The 23,104-nt window shown below is 73.0% G+C and carries 23 protein-coding genes; 12 read left to right on the forward strand and 11 right to left on the reverse strand.

All coding sequences use genetic code 11. The annotated features are described in order from the left end of the window. Nucleotides 1-7: 7 nt before the first annotated feature. The 3 genes from ACIPSJ_RS49020 to allB all read right to left on the reverse strand — a co-directional run bounded on the left by ACIPSJ_RS49020 (nucleotide 8) and on the right by allB (nucleotide 3,620). Nucleotides 8-1,027 carry a DUF6236 family protein gene (locus ACIPSJ_RS49020; RefSeq protein ID WP_401356334.1) on the reverse strand — a complete coding sequence of 340 codons (1,020 nt, stop codon included), beginning with the start codon at nucleotides 1,025-1,027 and terminating at the stop codon, nucleotides 8-10. Between the two features lie 82 nt (nucleotides 1,028-1,109). Further along, nucleotides 1,110-2,225 carry an allantoicase gene (alc, locus tag ACIPSJ_RS49025; RefSeq protein WP_401356336.1) on the reverse strand — a complete coding sequence of 372 codons (1,116 nt, stop codon included), beginning with the start codon at nucleotides 2,223-2,225 and terminating at the stop codon, nucleotides 1,110-1,112. 54 nt (nucleotides 2,226-2,279) lie between these two features. Then, nucleotides 2,280-3,620, reverse strand: coding sequence for an allantoinase AllB (gene allB / locus ACIPSJ_RS49030; RefSeq protein WP_401356339.1), 1,341 nt, complete (start codon nucleotides 3,618-3,620; stop codon nucleotides 2,280-2,282). Nucleotides 3,621-3,893: 273 nt separating this feature from the next. Between allB and ACIPSJ_RS49035 the strand changes: the two genes are divergently transcribed. After that, nucleotides 3,894-4,682, forward strand: coding sequence for an IclR family transcriptional regulator (locus ACIPSJ_RS49035; RefSeq protein WP_401356342.1), 789 nt, complete (start codon nucleotides 3,894-3,896; stop codon nucleotides 4,680-4,682). A gap of 122 nt (nucleotides 4,683-4,804) precedes the next feature. Here ACIPSJ_RS49035 and ACIPSJ_RS49040 read toward each other — a convergent pair whose 3' ends face one another. Further along, on the reverse strand, nucleotides 4,805-5,119 hold the full coding sequence (locus ACIPSJ_RS49040) for a DUF5955 family protein (protein ID WP_359225275.1): 315 nt from the start codon (nucleotides 5,117-5,119) through the stop codon (nucleotides 4,805-4,807). Nucleotides 5,120-5,274: 155 nt separating this feature from the next. Here ACIPSJ_RS49040 and ACIPSJ_RS49045 point away from each other — a divergent pair, with 155 nt between their 5' ends. Together ACIPSJ_RS49045 and aceB are read left to right on the forward strand one after the other, a co-directional pair. Further along, entirely contained in the window at nucleotides 5,275-5,874 is a 600-nt protein-coding gene (locus ACIPSJ_RS49045) for an NTP transferase domain-containing protein (protein WP_401356345.1), read from the forward strand. Between the two features lie 184 nt (nucleotides 5,875-6,058). Continuing rightward, on the forward strand, nucleotides 6,059-7,681 hold the full coding sequence (gene aceB, locus ACIPSJ_RS49050) for a malate synthase A (RefSeq protein ID WP_401356347.1): 1,623 nt from the start codon (nucleotides 6,059-6,061) through the stop codon (nucleotides 7,679-7,681). A 14-nt stretch (nucleotides 7,682-7,695) separates the two neighbouring features. Here the strand turns inward: aceB and ACIPSJ_RS49055 are convergent, their stop codons facing one another. From ACIPSJ_RS49055 to ACIPSJ_RS49070, 4 genes are all read right to left on the reverse strand, one after another. Then, complete coding sequence (locus ACIPSJ_RS49055) at nucleotides 7,696-7,980, reverse strand: SelT/SelW/SelH family protein (protein ID WP_355715070.1); 285 nt, start codon at nucleotides 7,978-7,980, stop codon at nucleotides 7,696-7,698. Beyond that, nucleotides 7,977-8,882, reverse strand: a complete 906-nt coding sequence (locus ACIPSJ_RS49060) for a HipA family kinase (RefSeq protein WP_401356350.1) — start codon at nucleotides 8,880-8,882, stop codon at nucleotides 7,977-7,979. Before ACIPSJ_RS49060 ends, ACIPSJ_RS49055 begins: the two co-directional genes overlap by 4 nt. 146 nt (nucleotides 8,883-9,028) lie before the next feature. After that, the gene (locus tag ACIPSJ_RS49065) at nucleotides 9,029-9,931 is read right to left on the reverse strand and encodes an aminoglycoside phosphotransferase family protein (RefSeq protein ID WP_401356352.1); all 903 of its coding nucleotides are present in this window, start codon (nucleotides 9,929-9,931) and stop codon (nucleotides 9,029-9,031) included. A gap of 28 nt (nucleotides 9,932-9,959) precedes the next feature. Next, complete coding sequence (locus ACIPSJ_RS49070) at nucleotides 9,960-11,489, reverse strand: IucA/IucC family protein (RefSeq protein ID WP_401356354.1); 1,530 nt, start codon at nucleotides 11,487-11,489, stop codon at nucleotides 9,960-9,962. 93 nt (nucleotides 11,490-11,582) lie between these two features. Between ACIPSJ_RS49070 and ACIPSJ_RS49075 the strand changes: the two genes are divergently transcribed. The 3 genes from ACIPSJ_RS49075 to ACIPSJ_RS49085 all read left to right on the forward strand — a co-directional run bounded on the left by ACIPSJ_RS49075 (nucleotide 11,583) and on the right by ACIPSJ_RS49085 (nucleotide 15,298). Beyond that, nucleotides 11,583-13,088, forward strand: a complete 1,506-nt coding sequence (locus ACIPSJ_RS49075; RefSeq protein ID WP_401356357.1) for an IucA/IucC family protein — start codon at nucleotides 11,583-11,585, stop codon at nucleotides 13,086-13,088. 96 nt (nucleotides 13,089-13,184) lie between these two features. Beyond that, complete coding sequence (locus ACIPSJ_RS49080) at nucleotides 13,185-14,450, forward strand: VWA domain-containing protein (RefSeq protein WP_355715056.1); 1,266 nt, start codon at nucleotides 13,185-13,187, stop codon at nucleotides 14,448-14,450. Continuing rightward, nucleotides 14,450-15,298 (forward strand): hypothetical protein, encoded by an 849-nt coding sequence (locus ACIPSJ_RS49085; RefSeq protein WP_401356359.1) that lies wholly within the window; start codon nucleotides 14,450-14,452, stop codon nucleotides 15,296-15,298. Before ACIPSJ_RS49080 ends, ACIPSJ_RS49085 begins: the two co-directional genes overlap by 1 nt. Nucleotides 15,299-15,376: 78 nt before the next feature. On the opposite strand, the gene ACIPSJ_RS49090 is transcribed toward ACIPSJ_RS49085, so the two are convergent. Beyond that, nucleotides 15,377-16,003 carry a winged helix-turn-helix transcriptional regulator gene (locus tag ACIPSJ_RS49090; protein ID WP_401356361.1) on the reverse strand — a complete coding sequence of 209 codons (627 nt, stop codon included), beginning with the start codon at nucleotides 16,001-16,003 and terminating at the stop codon, nucleotides 15,377-15,379. 82 nt (nucleotides 16,004-16,085) lie between these two features. Between ACIPSJ_RS49090 and ACIPSJ_RS49095 the strand changes: the two genes are divergently transcribed. The 4 genes from ACIPSJ_RS49095 to ACIPSJ_RS49110 all read left to right on the forward strand — a co-directional run bounded on the left by ACIPSJ_RS49095 (nucleotide 16,086) and on the right by ACIPSJ_RS49110 (nucleotide 19,254). Beyond that, nucleotides 16,086-17,294, forward strand: a complete 1,209-nt coding sequence (locus ACIPSJ_RS49095; RefSeq protein WP_401356363.1) for a pyridoxal phosphate-dependent aminotransferase — start codon at nucleotides 16,086-16,088, stop codon at nucleotides 17,292-17,294. Nucleotides 17,295-17,397: 103 nt separating this feature from the next. Continuing rightward, a complete protein-coding gene (locus ACIPSJ_RS49100; RefSeq protein ID WP_359225307.1) occupies nucleotides 17,398-17,997 on the forward strand; it encodes a histidine phosphatase family protein in 600 nt (199 codons plus the stop codon). 156 nt (nucleotides 17,998-18,153) lie between these two features. After that, complete coding sequence (locus tag ACIPSJ_RS49105) at nucleotides 18,154-18,774, forward strand: hypothetical protein (RefSeq protein ID WP_359225310.1); 621 nt, start codon at nucleotides 18,154-18,156, stop codon at nucleotides 18,772-18,774. 57 nt (nucleotides 18,775-18,831) lie between these two features. Next, a complete protein-coding gene (locus ACIPSJ_RS49110) occupies nucleotides 18,832-19,254 on the forward strand; it encodes an acyl-CoA thioesterase (protein WP_401356366.1) in 423 nt (140 codons plus the stop codon). Nucleotides 19,255-19,281: 27 nt separating this feature from the next. On the opposite strand, the gene ACIPSJ_RS49115 is transcribed toward ACIPSJ_RS49110, so the two are convergent. Beyond that, nucleotides 19,282-19,683, reverse strand: a complete 402-nt coding sequence (locus ACIPSJ_RS49115; RefSeq protein ID WP_359225314.1) for a helix-turn-helix domain-containing protein — start codon at nucleotides 19,681-19,683, stop codon at nucleotides 19,282-19,284. A gap of 147 nt (nucleotides 19,684-19,830) precedes the next feature. Here ACIPSJ_RS49115 and ACIPSJ_RS49120 point away from each other — a divergent pair, with 147 nt between their 5' ends. Beyond that, the gene (locus tag ACIPSJ_RS49120) at nucleotides 19,831-21,258 is read left to right on the forward strand and encodes an MFS transporter (RefSeq protein WP_401356368.1); all 1,428 of its coding nucleotides are present in this window, start codon (nucleotides 19,831-19,833) and stop codon (nucleotides 21,256-21,258) included. A gap of 59 nt (nucleotides 21,259-21,317) precedes the next feature. Here ACIPSJ_RS49120 and ACIPSJ_RS49125 read toward each other — a convergent pair whose 3' ends face one another. Next, complete coding sequence (locus ACIPSJ_RS49125; protein WP_401356371.1) at nucleotides 21,318-22,172, reverse strand: NAD(P)H-binding protein; 855 nt, start codon at nucleotides 22,170-22,172, stop codon at nucleotides 21,318-21,320. A 95-nt stretch (nucleotides 22,173-22,267) separates the two neighbouring features. On the opposite strand from ACIPSJ_RS49125, the gene ACIPSJ_RS49130 reads away from it, so the two are divergent. Further along, nucleotides 22,268-23,065 (forward strand): helix-turn-helix domain-containing protein, encoded by a 798-nt coding sequence (locus ACIPSJ_RS49130; protein ID WP_401356373.1) that lies wholly within the window; start codon nucleotides 22,268-22,270, stop codon nucleotides 23,063-23,065. The last annotated feature ends 39 nt before the right edge of the window (nucleotides 23,066-23,104 follow it).

Consider the following 23,104-nt stretch of genomic DNA (forward strand, 5'->3'; position numbering starts at 1 on the left):
GGCCTCCTCAGGACAGTCCGCTCCGCACCCGGTGCAGATAGCTGAAGTCGTGGTCGTCCCGGGCCCGTTCGAGCGGGCGGATCTCCCGCGTGGCGATGTTCAGCGCGTAGCCGCCGACGGTGCCCAGCAGCCAGCCGACGTCCGGCAGCAGCAGGGCGCCGCCCGCCGCGGCGGCGAGCGCGACCGACACCGTGATCGAGCGGTGCGCCCAGGCCATCCGGGTGCTCCGGCCCGCGGCCCGGTAGTCCTCCAGGGCCGCCGAGAGCTCCCGGCGCAGTTGGGCGAAGACGTCGGCCGGGTGCTCGTAGTCGCGGCGCAGGTCGCCGAGGAGGCGGTGCAGGGCGCGCATCAGCCGTACCCGCTCGTCGTCGTACCGCTCCCGGAAGGCGAGGACCTCGGCGGTCGGGGTGTCCGGCGCGGGGACCGGCAGCAGGCGGCCGAGTTCGATCTCCCAGGCCAGCGCGCGCATCGGGGAGGCCGGGCGCAGACTCCTGCGGTAGGCGTCCTCGCTGTCGGTGCAGGGGAAGAGGGCGAGGTCGGGGTTGACGGCGAGTTCACGCGCCAGCACGCCGATGATGAGCGTCTGGACCTCACGGGAGACGGAGAGCGCCCCGAACCCTTCGTGCCTGGCGTGCGCCGCCAGCCCGAGGCCAAGCAGCAACCGCTCCAGCCAGAAGCTGAGCTTCGTCGTGTAGATGACCGCCTCGGGAGGGGAGGCGGGCCGCGGCGGATCGGGGCGGGCCGCGATCCGCCGGAGTTCCTCGGTCAGGACGGTGGATGCCTGCCCCCCGGGGTGCGCGGCCCCGCCGGGGTACCGGTGGTCCAGCAGGTCCAGGGTGTCCTCGGCGAAGGCGAGCGGCCGGTACAGCTCGTGCTCCTCCAGGAGCCTCAGCTCCGGGCCGGCCACCGCCTCGTAGACCCGGGGGTCGCGCGGTACGACCGAGGCAATGCCGTCCCAGTAGAGCAGCGCCTGGTGGAGGATCCCGGTGGGCGGATTCACCGTCGGGTAGTACAGCAGCACGCCCATCGGATCCCCCCGCCTCGTCGACGCCGACGGGAGCAACCATAGCGAGGCGCACCGACGCCGGGGGCCGGTGCGCCTCGTGGGGTCAGCCGCCCAGTTCCTGGTGGCGGGCGGCGAGTTCGGCGGCGCCCGCCTCGGTGAGCGAGCCGTGCAGGCGGAGGCGGGAGATGCCGCCGTCCGGGAAGATGTCCACGCGCGCGTGCGTGCCCACGGCCGGGGCGGCCAGGACGAAGCGGTGGTTCGTGTCGGGCTGGAGGCGGGTGCGCGGGAGGAGCTCCGTCCAGGTGCCGTTCTCGCCGTCCCTGACGGACACCGACGCCCAGCCCGCGCTGTTGCCCTTCAGGTACGCCGTGTCGATCTCGACGGCGCGGATCTGGGACTGGGCCGCAAGACGGTAGCGGATCCAGTCGTTGCCCCGGTCACGGCGGCGGCGGGTCTCCCAGCCGTCGTCCATCTTGCGGGAGCGGCCCGGCTGGATGGTGTTGGTGGCCGGGGAGTAGAAGAGGTCGGAGGCGTCCTCGACCCGGCCGCCGTTCTCCAGGGCGGCCACGTCGAAGGTGCCGAGCGCGGCGAGCCAGCCCGGGTCCGGGACGACCTCGCCGTACACCCGCAGCCGGGCGATGCCGCCGTCGGGGTGCTGGTTGACGCGCAGGTGGGTGAAGCGCTGTTCGACGGCGACGGCGAAGCCGTTCGCCGCGTGGCCGCCGACGGGGGTGCGGGGGACGAGGGTCGTCCACTTCACGTCGTCGCCCAGCAGTTCCCGCGGGGACGGGGAGCCGGCGACCGCGGTGCCCTCGACCGACACCGCCTGCGGGTAGTTGCCGCGGAAGTGGGCCGTGTCGACGACGATCCCGCGGACGACACCGGGGGCGCCGAGGCGGACCAGCGCCCAGTCGTGGTCCTCGGCCGTCGGCCAGGGATGCTCGGCCGAGACACCGCGCCTGCGGCGGGTCTCCCAGCCGTCCATGATCTTGCCCTTGTGCCCGAAGTGCTCGGGGTCGAACTCGGCCCGCCCAGGCACCAGCAGGTTCTCCCGCTGGGCGAAGAACTCGTCGTTGGCGGCGATGACACCGGCGCCGAGCTGCCGGCCCGCGAGGTCGACGTACTGGGTGAAGGGGAAGTCGGCGGTGCGGTAGTCCGCGTACGGGTCGCCGCCGGAGTAGGGGTGCGCGTCGCCGGTGAAGCTCGGGATGGCCGTCAAAGAAGGTCTTCCTTTCGGGTGTCGGCCGCTGCGGGTGCGGGAGGGAACGGGAGGTCAGGGGGTACGGGTGAGGAGGCGGCCCGTCGGGGGCGCGAACGCGCCGTCCGCGACGATGCGTTCACCGCGCAGCCAGGTCGACCGCACGACGCCGTACAGGGTCTTGCCGGCGTACGCGGTGACCCGGTTGCGGTGCTGCAGGCCCGCCGGGTCCACGGTGAAGGTCGCGTCGGGCGCGAGGACGGCGAAGTCGGCGTCCCGGCCGGGTGCGATGGCGCCCTTGCGGTCGTCGAGGCCGACGAGCGCGGCCGTGCGGGCCGACATCCAGCGGACCACGTCCTCCAGACCGTGGCCGCGCCCGCGGGCCTCCGTCCACACCGCGGCGAGGCTGAGCTGGAGGCCGGAGATGCCGCCCCAGGCGGTCGCGAAGTCGTCGGTCTTCAGGTCGGCGGTGGAGGGCGAGTGGTCGGTGACCACGCAGTCGATGGTGCCGTCGGCCAGCGCCTGCCAGAGCAGGTCCTGGTTGGCCGCCTCGCGGATCGGCGGGCAGCACTTGAACTCGCTGGCGCCGTCCGGGACTTCCTCGGCGGTGAGGGTGAGGTAGTGCGGGCAGGTCTCGACGGTGAGCCGGACGCCCTCCGCCTTGGCCGCCGCGATCAGGGGGAGCGCGTCGGACGAGGACAGGTGCAGGACGTGCACGCGCGCGTCGAGGCGTTTCGCCTGGGCGATCAGCTGGGCGATCGCGGTGTCCTCGGCGTCGCGCGGGCGGGAGGCCAGGAAGTCGGCGTACTTCGGGCCGCCGTGCTGCGGGGCCGCTTCCAGGTGGTGCGGGTCCTCGGCGTGCACGATCAGCAGGCCGCCGAAGGAGGCGATCTCCGCGAGCGACCGGGCGAGCTGCTCCTGGTCGAGGTGCGGGAACTCGTCCACGCCGGACGGCGACAGGAACGCCTTGAAGCCGAAGACGCCGGCCTCGTGCAGCGGGCGCAGGTCCTTGACGTTGTCGGGCAGCGCGCCGCCCCAGAAGCCGACGTCGATGTGCGCCTTGCCGGCCGCGACCTCCTGTTTGACCCGGAGGTGGTCGACGGTCGTGGTCGGCGGGAGGGAGTTGAGCGGCATGTCGACGAGGGTGGTGATGCCGCCGGCCGCCGCCGCGCGCGTGGCGGTCCAGAAGCCCTCCCACTCGGTGCGGCCCGGATCGTTCACGTGGACGTGGGTGTCCACCAGGCCCGGCAGCAAAACGTCGTCGCCGAGGTCCTCCAGGCGGGCGCCCTCCGGGACGGGGGCGTCGTGGGGCAGTACGGCCGTGATCGTCCCGGCGGACACGGCGACCGAGGCGGCCCGTGTCCCCTCCGGGGTGATGACGCGCGTCGAGCGCAGCACCAGTTCAGCGTCGGACACCCGGACCCCTCTCTCTGCCGCCGTTTTACTTCCAGGAAACGGGATTTACACCCACGTAATGGAATTCAACGTTCTGTTGAAGGAGTCTTCACTCCCGCCCCCGCGCCGTCAAGGGCACACTGCCTCCCAGGGCCACGCGGGCGTCCACTCTGGACGTTTCCACGAAGCGGAATTATAATTCCGGCAAGCAGAACGTAGCTATGTACGACCGGGGAGTCAACCGACTGCCGGGTAGGCTGCTGCCCCTCCTGCCAGTCCCGAAAGGAACGCGCCGTGCCGACGTCCAGCGCCAGCACCACCGACTCCGCCAAGTCCGGCGGCGGGGTCCAGTCCCTCGAGCGCGCCTTCGATCTGCTGGAGCGGATGGCGGACGCGGGCGGCGAGGTAGGCCTCAGCGAGCTGTCCGCGAGCAGCGGGCTGCCGTTGCCGACGATCCACCGGCTGATGCGCACGCTGGTCGCCTGCGGCTATGTGCGCCAGCAGGCCAACCGGCGGTACGCGCTCGGGCCCCGGCTGATCCGGCTCGGCGAGTCGGCGTCCCGGCTGCTGGGGACCTGGGCGCGGCCGTACCTCGCGCGACTGGTCGAGGAGACCGGGGAGACGGCGAACATGGCGCTGCTCGACGGGGACGAGATCGTGTACGTGGCGCAGGTGCCGTCGAAGCACTCGATGCGGATGTTCACCGAGGTGGGGCGCCGGGTGCTGCCCCACTCGACCGGGGTGGGGAAGGCCTTGCTGGCGAACGTGCCGGACGCCGAGGTGCGGGCGTTGCTGGGGCGGACCGGGATGCCTGCGGCCACGGAGAGGACCATCACGACACCGGACGGCTTCCTCGACGCGCTGGAGGAGGTGCGCCGGCTGGGGTATGCCGTGGACGACAACGAGCAGGAGGTCGGGGTGCGGTGTCTCGCCGTGTCGGTACCCGATTCGCCTACCGCTGCGGCCATTTCGATCTCCGGGCCCGCGGGGCGGGTCACGGAGGCGGCGACGGAGAAGATCGTGCCGGTGCTGCAGCAGGTGGCTGTGGAGTTGTCTCAGGCGTTGGCTAGTTCGGGGGTCTAAGGGGTAGGGGCCGGTTCGCCGTTGGCGGGTGCGGGTTGTGCGTGGTTGGTCGCGCCCACGCGGCGGAGCCGCATGTCGACAGGGGCCCCGCGCCCCTAGGTGAATGACCGCGCCCTTCGCCTTCAAGTCCTCGGCGTCTCCCCGAACAGGTCGACCGCCTCGCGTACGTCCGAAAGGCCGCGGGACAGGGCGCTGACGGAGCCGATGGCTCCCGCGATCAGTAACAGGGAGCGGCGCAGGCGGGGGATTTCGGGCATGCCGCCGGTGGCCATGGCCGCGAGGGCGGCCAGTTCGTCCTCCGCTATGACGCGGTCCGGGAACTCGGCCGGGTGCGCGGCGAGTTCGCGGCGCAGGCGGGAGACCGCCGTGCGTAGTTCCGTCACCCTCGGATCATCGTCACTGCCGGTCACTGGCCTCTGTCCCAAGCTCCGCAACACAGCTCTCCCCCCTCGCCAGGTGTCCCTTGGCGTTGGTCGGGCGCCCGGGGACGCGGGTCAGTAAACGCCCTCACGTACGGAGAGCGCTACAGCACGGACCGAAATTCAGCCCTGCGGAACCCGCCGCCCGGTCCGGCGTCGGGTATGCAGGACGCATGACGGACACGCGTGACCAGATCGCCGGGCTGCTGCTCGCCGCCGGCGGCGGCAGACGGCTCGGCGGGCGGCCCAAGGCCTTGTTGACGCACCGGGGGCGGCCGCTCGTGGAGTACGCGGTCGGGGTGCTGCGCGCGGGCGGCTGCGGGCCGGTCCACGTGGTCCTGGGGGCCCTGGCGGACGAGGTGCGGGAACGGGCCGGGCTGGACGGCTGTGTGGTCGTGGAGAACCCGGACTGGGCCGAGGGGATGGGGTCCTCGCTCCGGGTGGGGCTGGAGTCGCTCGCGGGGGCCGGGGTGCCGGCCGCGGTCGTCTCGCTGGTGGACCAGCCGGGAATCGGGGGCGCGGCCGTGGCGCGGGTGCTCGGCGGATACCGGGACCGCAACTCGCTGGTGTCGGCCGCGTACGACGGCGTGCGCGGGCATCCCGTGCTGTTCGGCTCGGCCCACTGGGCGGGGATCGCCGTGAGCGCGACCGGCGACCGGGGCGCCCGCGCCTATCTCAAGGCCCACGAGGAGGCGATCACGCTCGTCGAGTGCGGGGACGTCGCCGAGCCGTACGACATCGACACCGAGGCCGACCTGGGCCACCTTGAGTGAGCGGGGTGGCACCGGGCGCCACCTTCGCTCGACCCGGAGAATCTCGATATCAACAAACCATTGAACTTCCACAATGAGGAAACTAGTATCCACTGTTCAGAAGCACCCGGCCCCTGATCGGGCGTGCTTCGCTCTACCCGGAACGACTGGCACCCGGTGCCACCGCTGAAGGAAGTGACAGCTCATGTCCGCACCAGCGCCGTCTCCGCTGGCCATCGTCGACGCCGAGCCCCTGCCCCGGCAGGAGGAGGTCCTCACCGACGCGGCGCTCGCCTTCGTGGCCGAGCTGCACCGGCGGTTCTCGCCGCGCCGTGCCGAACTCCTCGCCCGCCGTGCCGAGCGCCGCGCCGAGATCGCCCGCACCTCCACGCTCGACTTCCTCCCGGAGACCGCCGCGATCCGCGCGGACGACTCCTGGAAGGTGGCCCCCTCCCCCGCGGCCCTGAACGACCGCCGGGTCGAGATCACCGGCCCCACCGACCGCAAGATGACCATCAACGCCCTCAACTCGGGCGCCCGGATCTGGCTCGCGGACTTCGAGGACGCCTCCGCGCCGACCTGGGAGAACGTCGTCCTGGGCCAGCTCAACCTGATCGACGCCTACCGCCGGAGCATCGACTTCACCGACCCGGCGAGCGGCAAGTCCTACGCCCTGCGCCCGGACGAGGAGCTGGCGACGGTCGTGATGCGGCCGCGCGGCTGGCATCTGAACGAGCGGCACATCGAGGTCGACGGCGAGCAGGTGCCGGGCGCCTTCGTCGACTTCGGGCTCTACTTCTTCCACAACGCGCAGCGGCTGCTCGACCTCGGCAAGGGGCCGTACTTCTACCTCCCGAAGACCGAGTCGCACCTCGAAGCCCGGCTCTGGAACGACGTGTTCGTCTTCGCGCAGGACTACGTCGGCATCCCGCAGGGCACCGTCCGCGCCACCGTGCTGATCGAGACGATCACGGCCGCGTACGAGATGGAGGAGATCCTCTACGAACTGCGGGACCACGCCTCCGGGTTGAACGCCGGGCGCTGGGACTACCTGTTCTCCATCGTCAAGAACTTCCGGGACGGCGGGCCCCGGTTCGTGCTCCCGGACCGCAACGCGGTCACGATGACCGCCCCGTTCATGCGGGCGTACACCGAACTCCTCGTCCGCACCTGCCACAAGCGCGGCGCGCACGCGATCGGCGGCATGGCGGCCTTCATCCCGTCCCGCCGGGACGCCGAGGTCAACAAGGTGGCCTTCGAGAAGGTCCGCGCCGACAAGGACCGCGAGGCGAACGACGGGTTCGACGGCTCCTGGGTGGCCCACCCCGACCTGGTCCCGATCGCCCTGGAGTCCTTCGACCGGGTCCTCGGCGAGAAGCCGAACCAGAAGGACCGGCTGCGCGAGGACGTCCACGTCGAGGCCGCCGAGCTGATCGCGGTCGACTCGCTGGAGGCGAAGCCGACCTACCCCGGGCTGGTCAACGCCGTCCAGGTGGGCATCCGTTACATCGAGGCGTGGCTGCGCGGGCTCGGCGCGGTGGCCATCTTCAACCTCATGGAGGACGCGGCCACCGCCGAGATCTCCCGCTCGCAGATCTGGCAGTGGATCAACGCGGGGGTGCAGTTCGAGAACGGCGAGAAGGCCACGCCCGAGCTGGCCCGCAAGGTCGCCGCCGAGGAACTCGCCGCCATCCGCGCGGAGATCGGCGCGGAGGCCTTCGCGGCCGGCCACTGGCAGCAGGCCCACGACCTGCTGCTCCAGGTCTCGCTCGACGAGGACTACGCGGACTTCCTGACGCTGCCCGCGTACCAGCAGCTGCGGGGCTGAGCCTCGCCGCGTCCTCAGGGAGCAGGCTTGTCCGAGTGGCCCAGGGACCTTCCCGGGGCCACTCGGTCGCGTACGGCCTGCTTCACGGCCGTCGGCTCGGGGAAGCCCTGGTCGCGCCGGTCCCACACCACCTCGTCACCGACCCGGACGACGAAGACGCCGCCCTTGCCCGGCTTCAGCGCCAGCTCCGTCAGCTCGGTCTCGAAGGTGGTCAGCAGTTCCTGCGCCAGCCAGGCCGCCCGCGGCAGCCAGCGGCACTGGGTGCAGTACTCGATCTCCACGCGCCCGCTGTCGCTCATCCGAGGTGTACCGACCAATCCTGTCGGGCCGCGGGCTTGCCGTGCAGGTCGGGGACCTGCTTCAGCCAGGCCGGGCGTCCTTGCCGGGTCCTGGCCGCACGGGCGGCCTCCTCGGCCGCGAGCTGGTCGCGGCCCGGGAAATCGGTGGGGAGCCACTCGGCGGAGGCCCGCACCCGGGCCAGCAGATAGCCGACGTAGGCCTCGCGCATCTCGTCGGGGGTCGGGAAGTCGGTGAGCCAGGCGTCCGGGACCTCGGCGAGGATGTCCCGGAGCAGCTTCTCGGTGACCCTGGGGGCGAGTTCGGCGTCGGCCGCCCGGGTGTCGGGGCCGTACCGGCCGAGGGCGTGATGGCGGAAGTCGTACGCCTTCCCGGGTGTCGAGGTGTCCCAGCGGTGGTGGAAGACGAGGGCGGCGCCGTGGTCGATGAGCCACAGGCGCGGGGGCGCGACGCCGAGGGTCGGCCAGACCATGAGGTTGGAGCTGTGGACCGTACGGTCGACGTTGACGGTGAGCGCGTCCAGCCAGACGATCCGGCCGGCCTCCAGCGGGTGCACCGGGAACATCTCGGCGATGTCCGGGGTGAGGTCCCGCGCGCCGGGCAGGAAGTCCATGCCGAGGTTCACCCCGCCGCTGGCCGCGTGCAGGTCGCGCACCTCCTGGTGGGGTTCGTGCCCGGCGATCGCCGGGTCGAAGTGCACCAGGACCAGCTCGGGGAAGCGCAGGCCCAGCGCCCGCGCCAGCTCCCCCACGATCACCTCGGCGACCAGCGCCTTGCGGCCCTGCGCGGACCCGGTGAACTTGACGACGTAGGTGCCCAGGTCGTCGGCCTCGACGATGCCGGGGACGGAGCCGCCGGACCGTAGCGGCTCGATGTAGCGGGTGGCGGTGACCTCTCTCAGCATCTTCCAAGCCCCCGTGACCGGCGTGCGTCAGGTTCCACGATCGACTCCCATGCGGTGCGATGAGCATCGTAACCGAGCGTGACAGTCGGGGAGGAGTGCCTCCGGCACCGCCGGGGCACGCCCTGCCGCCCCGCCCCCTGTCGTGTCTACACCATCGCGCACTTCAGGACACGGTCGAGCGCCGCCCGGCCCGCGGGTCCCCACGCCGGCTTGCCGCCCGGCAGGCCCCGGTCCCCGTTCTGGCCCATGAGCACGAGGAACAGGCTCTTCACCACGGCCAGCCCGCGGGCGCGCCGGATCGCCGCGTCGTCCGCCCGCGCGTACGCGTCGAAGAACCGGCCGACGGCGTCCTCGGGAAGCAGCACCCATGCGGCCGCGAGGTCCCAGGCGGGGTCGCCGGCGAACAGGGCACCGAAGTCGATCACGCCCGAGAGCGTCCCGTCCGAGACGACGACGTTCGCCGGATGCAGATCACCGTGCACCCATACCGGCGGGCCCTCCCACTCGGGGGCCGCGACGGCGTCGTCCCAGACGGCCCGAACCTCGTCGGCCGGCCCGTCCAGGTCGACGGCCCGGAAGAAGTGGTCGAAGCCGTCCGTGGAGTCCTTGGGGTGGGCGCCGAAGTCCGAAGCGGCCGGCGCCCCGGCGGGCGCCTCCACGTGGAGCGCCCGGAGGAAGCCCGCCAGCGTGTCGGCCGCGTGGTCGCCCCGGCTGATCGAGGTGAGGTCCAGCGGTTCGCCGGGAACCCACGTCATCACGGTCCAGTGCTTGGGGAAGCGCGCGGACGGTTCGCCGGACCGCACCGGCACCGGCACCGGAAGCGGCAGGCGGGGGGCCAGCATCGGCAGCCACCGCCGCTCCTTGAGCTGGAGCTCCGGGGTGGGGTCCATGCGCTGCATGCGCACGGCCAACTCGTCGCCGAGACGCCACATCTGGTTGCCCCAGCCGCCCGCCACCTCGCGGACGGCCAGCCCGGCGAGGTCCGGATGCTGCTCCTGGAGCAGGTCGCGCACCAGCTCTGCGGTGATCTGGATCTCGGAGTCGGTCATACGGAGCGACAGTACCGGGGCGGCCGCCTCAGGCCAGGGGGTTGGGCAGCGGCAGATAGCGGGCGTCGGCGCCGTCCGCTCCGGTCCAGCGCAGCAGGAGGTTGGTCTTGCCGGGCACGGTCGGGGCGGCCAGCAGCTCGGCGGCCTCGGGCAGGCCGTGCCGTCCCAGCTCCCGCCGGGCCGCGGGCCACGGGTCGAACCCGGGGTGGCGCTCGGCGAGCGCGGCGGCGACCTCGGTCAGGTGGTTGACGACCAGGCAGTACACCAGCCGCTCCCAGCCCGCCGCCCGCTCCACGTCGGCCAGCAGCTTCACGCCCTCGGCGTCCCGGTACAGCGCCTGCACCGGCATGCCGTCCGCGTCGACGGCGACCAGGGTGTTCTGCAGATGCGCCTCCAGGACGACGCCGTGGTCGGCGAAGGCGGTGAGCGCGGGGGGTACGACCGCCCGCAGGTACGCCTCCCACCAGGCCCCCGGGTCGGCCGTCGCGGCCAGCGGGTCGCCGTCGTAGCCCTCCACCAGGCCGGCGGCGAGCAGCGGGGTCGCCCCGGGCAGCAGCGGTCCGCGCAGCCCGTCCCGGACCAGTACGGCGAGTTCCTCGAAGGCGAAGCGGGCGGTGCGGTAGCCGCGGTCGCCGAGCCAGGCGGCGGGTCCGTCCATGGCCGCGAAGGCGGCGGTCACGGCCGTGTCGGTGCGGCGCAGCTTGCGCAGGTCGTGCGCCCACAGCCGGCGGATGTCGTTGGTGATCCGGACATCCAGGCTGAACTTGAGGAACAGGTCCCGCACCGGCTCGTAGACCGTGCGGATCGCGGCCGTCGGCCAGGTGGCGAACGAGGTCTCGCCCAGCCGCAGCAGCCGTCCGTCCGCGAAGGCCGGGGCGAGGTCGCGGGCGACCAGGTCGAGCTGCCAGGGGTGCGCGGGCAGCAGCCGGTAGCCGTCCGGTACGGCGGCCAGCGCGTCCAGCGCGCTGGTGTCGCCCTCCTCCGCCACCTCGTCCTCGCGCACCGCGAGCAGCACCAGTGGGAACCGGGCGTGCGCCTCGGGCGCGTAGGGCAGCCAGGCGGTGACGGGGCCGCCGCCGCGCGCCTTGGGGGCGGGGTGGTAGGGATGGCCGGTGATGAGGGACTGTTCCGAGCGCAGATACGGGTCGTCGGGCGCCGTCGCCCGGGCGCGTGCCGTGAGCAGCGCGGCGACCGCGTCCCGGCTGTCGATCATCTCGGCGGGCAGGTCGCCGTTGGAGAGCCCGGTGTGCCGGCGCAGCTCCTCGGCGACGAGTTTCACCAGCTCGGTGTGGCCGATGCGGTGCCAGGCACCGTCCGCGTACACCTCGGGCGCGGCGGGCCGGCGCGCGCCGTGCACCCGCAGCAGCCGGCCGCCGCCGGGCAGCCGGTAGACCCGCGGCTCCCCCGGTTTCCCCGGTTCCCTCGGTTCCCCTTCCCCGGTGTCCGGTTGCGGTCGGGCCACCTCCCGCAGCAGGCAGTTGAGCAGGGGGGCGGCAGCGTAGGCGTCGGCGCGTTCTCCGACGGCGTCGCTGGGGGGCATGAGGTCCACGCGTTCCATTCGTTCTCTACGTCCACACAGTCCGATCGTGATCAGTATGTCTGTCGTCTCCGGTCATCATGACCGTCGTACCCGCCTGCGAGGAGCCCTCCCGTGCACCGTCCCTCCCCCACCGAGAACCGGCTCGCCGCCGAGCTGGCCGAGGCGCGGCCGGAACTCGTCGACGGGTACACGGCCGAGCTGCCCGGAGCGCGGGCGGCGGTGCTGACCCGGCTGTGGCGGGCGCTGGCCCACGAGCCGCTGCCGTGGGTGGCGCGCCGGGTGCGCGGGGCGCACAGCCTGGCCGTGCGGCTGGCCGACGGGCGGGCGCTGCACGGCCCGCCCGCGGACCCGTACGCCACCGCCGGGTATGTGACCGCGGTACGCCTGGACGGGGTGGCGTACGACGATCCGGCGCGGCTGATGACCGACCTGGGATGGCCGCACTCGGCGGGGTTCGCGGCCGAACTCGCGCACAGCGTGGCCTCGTTGGCGTTGTCGCGGGCCGATCGGGAGATTCGCCCGAAGGAGTGGCCGGACCGGGACTGGGAGTGGGAGCAGCGGGTCGTCGACGGGCACCCCTTCCACCCCAACTGCCGTTCCCGGCCCGGTTTCTCGGTGGCGGAGGAGCTGGCGTACGGGCCGGAGCACCGGCCGGTGGTGCGGCTGGAGGCGGTCCCGGTGGCGGCCGGCGACTGTCTGCTGACCGGGGAGTGGCCGGACGAACTCCGCGACTCGGGGCGGCTGTTGATCCCCGTGCATCCGTGGCAGAGCGCCCACGTCCTCAAGGGCGGCTCCGCCGGGCCCTGGCGGGAGGCGCACCCGCTGCTGTCCCTGCGCACGCTCGCGCTGCCCGGCGGTCCACATGTGAAGACCGCGCTCAGCGCCCGGCTCACCTCGTCCGTGCGGGACATCTCGACGTACTCGGTGGGCGCGGCGGTGACCCTGTCGGCGTTCGCGACGGACCTGGCGTCGCACACGGACGGGCTGCTGCACATCACCCGGACCCAGGGCGCGGCGACCGCCCACTCCCCCGACCTGGCGGCGCTGCTGCGCGAGTCGCCGCAGGTGTACGCGGCGCCCGGCGAGCGGGTCCTGCCGGTGGCGGCCCTGGCCACCACCGGCCTCCCCGGATCGCCGTCCTGGCTGGCCGAGTTCACCCACCTCGCCCTGACGGTGGGACTGCGGCTGCTGGACCTCGGCGTGGCTCTGGAGGCACACGGCCAGAACCTCCTGGTGGTGCTCTCGGAAACCGGACGCCCCCTGCGCCTGGTCTACCGCGACCTGGCCGACATCCGGATCAGCCCGGCCCGGCTGACCCGCCGCGGCATCACCCCGCCCGATCTGACGGGCCGCCTGGTCACGGACGACGAAACGACTCTGCGCCGCAAGCTGTTCGGCTCCCTGGTCGCGGGCGCGCTGGCGGCCACGGCGGGTTCCGGACCGGCCCTGGCGACGGCCCTGGAGGCGGCCGTACGGGGACTGCCCGCGACCCCGGACCTGACGTCCCTCCTCGAAGGCCCGCTCCCGGCCAAGGCGCTGACGCTGATGCGGCTGTCGCCGGAGACGCCCGGAGACCGGTGGGCGGCGCTGCCCAACCCGCTCGTCGGCACCCTCTGACCAGTCCGCCGCCCGGTGTTGGCTTGCCGGTCACTCCCGTTTCGGTGCCCGGACCCCGTTTTGGAGCCCGGCCCCTCTGATCAATAAGATCCGCCGATGATCAGAACACAACGGCTGGCGGCAGGAGTCTGCGCTCTGCTCGCCGCCCTGGGGGCCGGGATAGCCTTCCCCGGCGGCGCGGTCGCCGACGAGACCGACCAGGCCGCTCCGAAGGTGGAGCTCGTGCTGGACGTCAGCGGCTCCATGCGGACGGCGGACATCGACGGCGGGACGCGGATGGCCGCGGCCAAGCAGGCGTTCAACGAGGTGCTGGACGCGACACCCGAGGGAGTGCAGCTCGGCATCCGCACGCTCGGCGCCAACTACCGCGGCAACGACCGCAAGACGGGCTGCAAGGACACCGCGCAGCTCTACCCGGTCAGCACCCTGGACCGCACCGAGGCGAAGACCGCCGTCGCCACGCTCCAGCCGACCGGGTGGACCCCGATCGGCCCCGCGCTGCTGAAGGCGGCCGACGACCTCGAAGGCGGTGACGGGACCCGCCGTATCGTCCTGATCAGCGACGGCGAGGACACCTGCCCGCCGCTGGACCCGTGCGAGGTGGCCCGGGAGATCGCCGCCAAGGGCGTCGGACTCACCATCGACACCCTCGGCCTGGTGCCGGACGCCAAGACCCGCGACCAGCTCAGCTGCATCGCGGACGCGACCGGCGGCACCTACACCTCCGTGCAGCACAAGGAGGAACTGAGCGACCGGGTCGGCCAGTTGGTGGACCGGGCGGCGGACCCCGTGGTGACGCCGGTGGCCACCGAGGGCACCGGCCAGTGCTCCTCGGCGCCCACGCTGAAGTCGGGGCTGTACACCGACCGCGAGGAGTTCGGTCAGGAGCGCTGGTACAAGGTCGAGGTCGACCCCGGCCAGGAGCTGCGGACTTCGGTGAGCGTCGCCGCCGACCGGGCCGTCAACGCCAACTACGGTGTCCTGCTGCGGGCGGTGACGGTCCACGGCCGTGAGATCGTGCGCGGCGAGGCGTCCGGCACGGGCCGTACGGATGTCGTCTCGACCGGGCTGCGGTACCCCAAGGCCGAGAGCGACGACGACGAGGACACCACCCCGGAGACCGTCTGCCTCCAGGTGACCAACTCCTTCTCGGCCGCGGCCGGGGTGAAGACCAGCCCCGGTCTGCCGGTCGAGCTGACGGTCGACGTGGTGGACGGGCCGTCGAAGGCGAGCGACGTCGCCGCCTTCGGGCTCGGCCGCGGCTGGTGGCTGCTCGGCGCACTCGTGCTGACCGGCTTCCTCGCGGGTCTGGTGTGGGGCTGGGTGTCGCGCTGGCGGGTCGCGGTCTGGAGGACCAACTGATGGGGATCACACGAGTGTTGAGCGCCGCCCTGCTGGCGGTGGGCCTGGCGGCGGGCCCGGCGGTCGCCGATGACGCCTCGCCCTCGCCCAGCGCCTCGGACGACAGCGGCGCGCCCACCCAGGCGGGCACGTCCTTCCGTACGGCCACGGAGGTCGACCAGGGTCAGCAGGCGACGGCCAGCGGCTCCACCGGCGACTACCTGTACTGGTCGTTCGCCGCCGACGCCGGCCGACGCCCCGACGTCAAGGCCACGGTGAAGCTGCCCGACTCGCACGCCGCGCAGACCTGGCAGATCGACGTGTACGACGGTCTGCGGCGCCGCCAGTCCTGCCAGTACGGCGCGCAGACCCGCACCGCCGCGCCGGGTACCGCGTCGGTGGAGCTGGCGTGCGTGATGCGGACGGTCCGGGCCTGGTCGGAGCCGTGGGCCAACGACCCGCTGCCCGGCACGTACTACATCCGGCTGACCGTGGTGAACCTGACCTCGGCCGACCTCGGCCAGCCGGTGAGCGCCGAGGTCCGGGTGGACTCCAAGGACATCGGCGGTTCGGCGGCGGTGGACGGTTCGCTGGCGAAGCCGCTGGTGCCCGGGATCGCGGTCTCGTCGGCGTCGGACTCCGCGTCCGACTCCGCGTCGGACTCCTCGTCCGGCGAGGACGGTTCCTCGTCCACGAAGTCGGCGGTGCTGTCCAGCATCGAGCCCGACGACGGCTGGTCGTCCGGGTGGTGGACCGACCGCTGGGTGTGGACCGGGATCGGCGGTGTGCTGGCCGCGCTGGCGGGCATCGGCGGGTACGCGCTGACACGGGGGACGGGACGGCCGACCCGGGTGCCGCCGGGCGCCTGATCCACTGCCCGATCCACCGCCTGCTCCCCTGTCCGTTCCACCGACCGGGCCCCCGTCCACGGGGGCCCGGTCGTCGTCTCAGGCCTCCCGCAGCGCCTTGGCCAGGGTGCCGTCGCCGGTCACCGTCACCCGTCCGTCGCGTACCGCGTCCAGCAGGCGCAACTCGCCCCGGGCCAGGGCCGTACCCGTCCCGGCGTCGAGCGCGAGCCGTGCGTCGGGCTCGCGGGGCGCCGGACCGTCGCCGTACACCGGGCCGTCCTCCACGCCGACGTGCAGATGGAAGTCCCCCTCCCCCAGCCGGACTTCGACCAGGCCCTCGCCGTCCAGGGCCCGCAGCAGCGGCAGCGCGAACCAGTGGGCGCGTACGGCGTCGGTCGGCCGGCGTTCGCCCAGCTCGGCCTCGCCCCACTTGCCCAGCGCCTGTAGCACCGGGAGCAACTCCCGGCCGCGCGCGGTGAGTTCGTAGACGTACACCGCACCCGGCGGCGGCAGCCGCCGCCTGGCCGTGATGCCGTCCCGCTCCAGTTCCTTCAGCCGGGAGGCGAGGACGTCCGTGCTGACCCCGGGCAGATCCGCGTGCAGATCGGTGTAGCGGCGGGGGCCGGCGAGCAGCTCCCGGACGATCAGCAGGGCCCAGCGGTCGCCGACGACGTCGAGGGCGCGGGCTGCGGAGCAGTACTGGTCGTAGCTTCGGCGAGGTGGCATGCGACGCAGTCTAGACAAGATGTTGGACTTTCCAAGCTCCCACTTGGTAAAACCAAGCAACACGAGTTTCCGGAGGGGCGCAATGGAGTTCCGGCAGTCCAACAAGCTGAGCGAGGTCTGTTACGAGATCCGCGGACCGGTGATCGAGCACGCCAACGCACTGGAGGAGGCGGGCCACAGCGTGCTGCGGCTGAACACCGGCAACCCCGCGCTGTTCGGCTTCGAGGCACCGGAGGAGATCCTCCAGGACATGATCCGGATGCTCCCGCAGGCGCACGGCTACACCGACTCGCGCGGCATCCTCTCCGCCCGCCGGGCCGTGGCGGGGCGCTACCAGACACTGGGCCTGGAGGTCGGCGTCGACGACGTCTTCCTCGGCAACGGTGTCTCCGAGCTGGTGTCGATGGCCGTACAGGCGCTCATCGAGGACGGCGACGAGATCCTCATCCCCGCCCCCGACTTCCCGCTCTGGACGGCGGTGACCACCCTCGCCGGCGGCAGGGCGGTGCACTACCTCTGCGACGAGCAGGCCGACTGGTACCCGGACCTCGCCGACATGGAGTCGAAGATCACGGACCGCACCAAGGCCGTGGTCATCATCAACCCCAACAACCCGACGGGCGCCGTCTACCCGAAGGAGATCCTGGAGGGCATCCTCGACCTGGCCCGCCGGCACGGCCTGATGGTCTTCGCGGACGAGATCTACGACCAGATCCTGTACGACGACGCCGTCCACCACTCGACCGCCGCGCTCGCCCCCGACCTGGTGGTCCTCACCTTCTGCGGCCTGTCCAAGACGTACCGGGTGGCCGGCTTCCGCTCGGGCTGGATGGTCGTCACCGGCCCGAAGCAGCACGCCAAGGACTACCTGGAGGGCCTCACCATGCTGGCCTCCATGCGGCTGTGCGCCAACGCGCCCGCCCAGTACGCGATCCAGGCCGCGCTCGGCGGCCGCCAGTCCATCCGCGAACTCGTCGTCCCCGGCGGACGGCTCTACGAGCAGCGCAACGTGGCCTGGGAGAAGCTCAACGAGATCCCCGGTGTCTCCTGCGTCAAGCCGAAGGGCGCCCTCTACGCCTTCGCGCGCCTCGACCCCAAGGCGCACCCGATCCACGACGACGAGAAGTTCGTCCTGGACCTGCTCCTCCAGGAGAAGATCCAGGTCGTCCAGGGCACCGGCTTCAACTGGCCCGCCCCCGACCACTTCCGCATCCTCACCCTCCCCCACGCGGAGGACCTGGAGACGGCGATCGGCCGGATCGGGCGGTTCCTCAGCGGCTACCGGCAGTAGCGGCAGCGGCGGGGGCTCGTTGCTCCTTCCGGGGGATGCCGGGTACGGACTCCGGGCGCGTGCGTGCGCCGAACCGGAGCGCCGGGCTCTTAGCCTCTGACGTATGGCTGATGTCTTCCTCGTCCGGCACGGTGAGACCGAGTGGTCGCGGTCCGGACGGCATACCGGCTGGACCGACGTCCCGCTCACCGAGCACGGGAGGGAGGAGGCGCGCCGGCTGGTGCCGTTGATCCGTTCCCACCGCATCGGCGCCGCCTTCGTCAGCCCGCTGCAGCGGGCCCGGGAGACCGCCGAGCTGATCGGGGTGCCGGACGCGCGCGTGGACGCCGATCTGCGGGAGTGGGACTACGGCGGCTACGAGGGCGTGACCACCGTGGAGATCCAGCGCACCCGGCCGGGCTGGTTCCTGTTCACGGACGGGGTCGCGCCGGGTCCGCCGGAGCATCCCGGGGAGACCCCGGAGCAGGTCGGGGAGCGCGCCGACCGGATGCTGGCCAAGGTCGACGCGGCCCTCGCCAACACGGAGGGGGTCGTGCTGCTGGTGGCCCACGGCCACTTCCTGCGGGTCCTCACCGCCCGCCGCCTGGGCCTGGAGCCGTCCGCCGGGGCCCTCTTCCAGCTGGCGACCGGGACGCTGTGCCGGCTGGGCACGGAGCACGCGCGGCCGGTGATCGCGGGCTGGAACATCCGGCCGGGCACCTGAGCCGCCCCCGTTGTCAGCCCCCACCGTCAGCCCCCACCGTCGGTCCCCGCTGTCAGCCCCCACCGCCAGTCCCCGCTGTCAGGCCCCGCTGTCAGTCCCCGGTCGTAGCCTTCGGAGAAGGGATCAGTACCGCTCGGCACCGGGAAGGAGCACGCCGTGGCCCGACCGCCCACCGCCGCGCAGCGGCGGGTCATCGACGCCGCCGACCCGGTCACCGGGCGGCTGCGCGGTACGGAGGCACAGCTGGCGGCCCTGGTGCGGCACGGCCTCGCCTTCCGGCACCCGCGCCCGCCGCACGACCACTTCCTGACACCGGCGGGGCACCGGACCCGGGAGGAGGCCGCGCAGCCCCGGGAGGCGGCCCCACCGGAACCGGACGGGGTCTTCGCGGCGCGCGTCGGCGGCGAGGAGACGGCCGACGGCGGGCCCGCCCGCGTGCGGGAGGTGCACAGCGCCTGGCAGGGACTGCTCGAACTGCGCCGGATGACCAACCCCGACGGCGCCGTGGACCGGCCGTGCGGCTGGGAGCGCGCGCATCTGGTGCGGGCCGCCGCGCTCGCCCTGGAGGCGGCCGGGCACCCGCCCGAGGGACCGGACCGGGCCGGCTACCGGGTGCGGGCGACCCCGCAGCCGGAGGCGGTCGCCGTGTACGCACCGGAGGGTGAGCGCCTGCGGGCCTGCGCGGCCACGCTGGAGCAGGCCGGCTGGCAGACCGGCGAGTACACGGAGCCCCGGACCAGAACGCGCTATCTGCTGGCATCGCCCCGCCGGGTGTGACGGGCGTGCCAGGATGCGGACGGTAGATCAGTGCGTCGTACACGAGAGAGGGAAGTCGTGAGCGAACCGTATTCCGTCCGCGTCACGGTCCGTGGTTACGAGACCGATGTGCAGGGCCATCTGAACCAGGCGGTGTACATCAACTACGCGGAGCACGCCCGCTGGTCGCTGCTGCGGGCGGCCGGGGTCAGCCAGGCCCGGCTGATCGGCCGGGGCGTGGGCCCGGTGGCGCTGGAGACGACCATCCGGTACAAGCGGGAGCTGCTCGCCGGTGACGAGGTCGATGTGACCTGTGCGTTCGACTGGAGCGGCGGCAAGGCGTTCCGGATGGTGCAGAAGATGACCAAGGCGGACGGCACGCTGGCCGCCGAGGTCGACGCGGTCGGCGGGCTGCTGGACCTGAAGGCCCGCAAGCTGGTCGCCGATCCGCGCGAGATCTTCAAGGAACTCACCTCGGACCCGGAGCTGTTCGGGTTCTAGGGACGTCCAGGGTCCCTCGGACTCCGTCTACGCGTCGAGCAGTTCGGGATTGTGCTCGACGTCGTAGGCCGCCCGCGCCTGCGCGATGTACCCGCGGTTGCGCTCGGCCCAGTCGGTCAGCCGTTGCAGGGTCTCGTGCAGCTCGTAGGCCACCGGAGTGAGTTCGTACTCCACCTTCGGGGGCACCGTCGGGTGGACGGTGCGGGTCACCAGACCGTCCCGCTCCAGGTTGCGCAGGGTGAGGGTGAGCATCCGGCGGCTGATGCCCTCGATGCCGCGCTCCAGCTCGGTGAAGCGGATGGGGCCGTGCGAGGCCGCGACCAGGATCTGGACGCTCCATTTGCCGGCCACCCTGTCAAGAACCTCGCGGACCGGGCACGCGTGCGCGTTCACGACCTGCGACGTAACACCGGTGTTCCTCAGGGACATCGACCTGCCTCCTTACGCCGGCCTCCATGGTCACCCACGATGAACTCCGTTACAAGTCGTGCACCAAGGAACCGATCGATACCAATCGATACCAGCCGACACGGACGGTTCCTCCGGAGACTACGGAACATCGGAGGCCACGCCGCCATGACGGCCCTCATCTCGTCACGGACCCGGACACCGCACCGGACGTACTCCCGCTGGACCTCTCTGCTCGTGCTGTGCGCGGGAGCCCTCATGACGATCCTGGACGGCACCATCGTGACCGTCGCGATGCCCGCGATGCAAACGGACCTGGGCTTCTCGGGGGCGGGGCTGGCCTGGGTGGTGAACGCGTATCTGATCCCGTTCGGCGGGCTGCTCCTGCTGGCGGGCCGGCTGGGTGACCTGCTGGGCCGCAAGCGGATGTTCACGGCCGGGATCGCCGTGTTCACCGTGGCCTCCGTGCTCTGCGGACTGGCGACGAGCCGGGAACTGCTGGTCGCGGCCCGGGCCGTCCAGGGGGTCGGCGGGGCGATGGCGTCGGCGGTGGTGCTCGGCATGCTGGTGGCGCTCTTTCCCGAGCCGCGCGAACAGGCCCGCGCCATCGCGGTGTTCAGTGCGGTCGGGGCGGGTGGAGCCACGCTGGGCACGTTCCTGGGCGGGGCGCTCACCCAGGCGGCCGGCTGGCACTGGATCTTCCTGATCAACCTGCCGATCGGCGTGGTCGCCTGGCTGGCGGCGGTCCGGGTGCTGTCCCCCGAGCCCGGCGCCGGGCTCCGCGACGGCGCCGACTACCCGGGCGCGGCACTGGTCACCGGCGCGCTGATGCTCACGGTGTACGTCATCGTCGGCTCCGGCGACCGCGGCAGGACCGCCACCCTGCTCCTGGCGGCGCTCGCCCTCGCCCTCTTCGTGGCGTTCACCCTCCGGCAGATCCGTGCCGACCGCCCGCTGCTGCGGCCGGGGCTGCTCCGCTCCCGGCTGCTGACCGGCGCGAACGCCGTACAGGTCCTGATGGTGGCGACGATGTACGGCTTTCAGTTCATCGGCGCGCTCTACCTCCAACGCGTCCTGGGATTCGACGAGTTGACCACCGGCCTCGCCTTCCTGCCGGCGCCCCTGGCGATCGGGCTGCTGATGACGACCCTGTCCGCGCGGACGGTCGGCCGCTTCGGCGCGTACCCGGTGCTGCTGACCGGCCTCGTCCTGATCACCGGCGGCATGGCGCTGCTGAGCCGGGCCCCCGCCGACGGCTCCTACCCGGCCGACGTCCTGCCGCCCATGCTGCTGCTGGCCGCCGGGTTCGCCGCCGCGATGCCCCCGCTGACCGGTCTGGCCATGTCCGGCGCCCCCGGGGAGGACGCCGGTCTGGCCTCGGGACTCTTCAACACCACGCAGGTGGTGGGCGGTTCACTGGGGCTCGCGGTGCTGTCGACCCTGGCGGCGAGCCGCACGGACACGCTGCTGGGCGGCGGCGCCGAACTGGTCCCGGCCACCGCCGAGGGCTACCGGCTCGCCTTCCGGGTGGCGGTGGGCCTCGCGGCGGCGGCACTGGTCCTGGCGGCGACCGTACTGCGGCCCGGGCGGGACTGAGCCGGGCGGGAGCCGACCGGGCCGGAGCTGGCCGCGCGCCCGTGCCGGCCCGGCCGGTCTCAGGCGTCGGCGAACAGGTCCCTGTGGTCGACGGCCCACTCCCGGTAGGTCCGGGCCGGCCGCCCCAGGAGGCGTGGCACGTCGTCGGTGACGACCTCGTTGCCGCCCCGCTGTACGAAGGCCCTGCTCTGCTCGGAGGCGTCGACGAACGTGTCGTCGAAGCCCAGGGTCCGCAGATGCGCCCGGGCCTCGTCAGAGGTCAGCTCGCGGGTCCCGACCGGGCGGCCGAGGATCTCGGCGAGGACGGCGGCCTGGTCGGGGACGCTGAGCACCTCGGGGCCGGTCAGGGTGTACGTCCGCCCCGCGTGCCGCGCGTCGAGCAGCGCGGCGACGGCCACCTCGGCCACGTCGCGGGGATCGACGACGCCCTGTCCGCCGGCGCCGCTCAGGTTCGGCACCGGCCCGCCCGAGCGCACGGCCGGCGCCCAGCCCAGCGTGTTCGACGCGAAGGCCGAGGGACGCAGCACGGTCCACTCCAGTCCGCTGTCCCGCACGGCCTGTTCGCCCGCCAGGTGCCAGGTGCCGACCGGGCCGACGGCGGGGTCGCCGCAGCCGATGCCGGAGAGTTTCACGAGCCGCCGCACCCCGGCGGCCCGGGCCGCCGCCGGCAGGGCCCGGTCGTGCTCGGAGTCGTCCGGTCCGAACACGCCGACCAGGAAGGCCGCTTCGGCGCCCGCCATGGCCGCCGCCACCGAGGCCGGGTCACGGTGGTGCCCCGGCACCGCCTCCACCCCCGGGGGCAGCTGGGCCCGTGCCGGGTCCCGGGTCAGGGCGCGCACCTTCGCGCCGCGCGCCGCGAGCTGTCGTACGACTTCACCGCCTGTGGTGCCCGTGGCACCCATCACGAGGATCATGACCACCACGGTGGGCCGCGCCGGGCCCGGGGTGCTAGGAAAATCCGGCACGGCTCGGCCGCCCGTCCGCCCCGCGCGACGCCTACCGTGAAGGGGTGACGAACGCCGTGTTCCCGCGGACGCTGCCCGTGCCCCGCCCGCTGCGCCCCTGGATCTCCCGCGTCGGCCTCCTCGACGTCGAGGCCGCCGCGCGGGGACCGTACGTCCATCTCCCGGACACGGACACCAAGTTGATCCTGCGGGTCGCGGCGAACGGCCACCGCAGTGCGCTGGTCGTCGGGCCGCGGGTCCGTGCCTCGTACCACGAGGGCAAGCCCCTCTCCTCCTGCGTGGAGCTGCGGCTCACGCCCGGCACGGCCCGTCCGCTGCTGGGTCTTCCGGCGGCCGAGCTGGTGGGCCGGTCCCTGCCGCTGGAGGCGGTGCCCGGGGCGGCCGCCCGCGGGCTCGCGCACGAGCTGCGGTGGCTGGAGCCCCAGGAGGCGGTGGCCCGCCTCGCGGACGAACTGCCGGACCGGCTGGCCGCCGTCGCGGACGGCGGCCGCACCGGGCTGGTGCGCGCGGGCGTCGCGGCGCTGTCGGTCCGCTCCGGCCGCACGCCCGGCACGGTCCGCGACACGGCACGTGAACTGGCGGTGAGTGAGCGGCAGTTGCGTAACCTCTTCACTGAGGGCGTCGGCCTCTCCCCCAAGCACTACGCCCGGATCGACCGGGTCCGCGCGGTGGTCAGCCATGCCACCGAGGTCTCCTGGGCCGAACTGGCCGCCGTCACCGGCTACTACGACCAGTCGCACATGTCGTCCGACTTCCGCGCCCTCATGGGCGTCCCGCCCCGCTCCTACTTCACCGGCCGGCTGCCCGCGGCGGCACCCTGCCAGGCGGCGCGGCGCCGCTGAACCCGTCGGCTCACAGTGACTTCCTACCGCCGCCCCACC

Origin of the sequence: Streptomyces sp. NPDC090088 (assembly GCF_044747345.1) — a bacterium.
GTDB lineage: Bacteria > Actinomycetota > Actinomycetes > Streptomycetales > Streptomycetaceae > Streptomyces.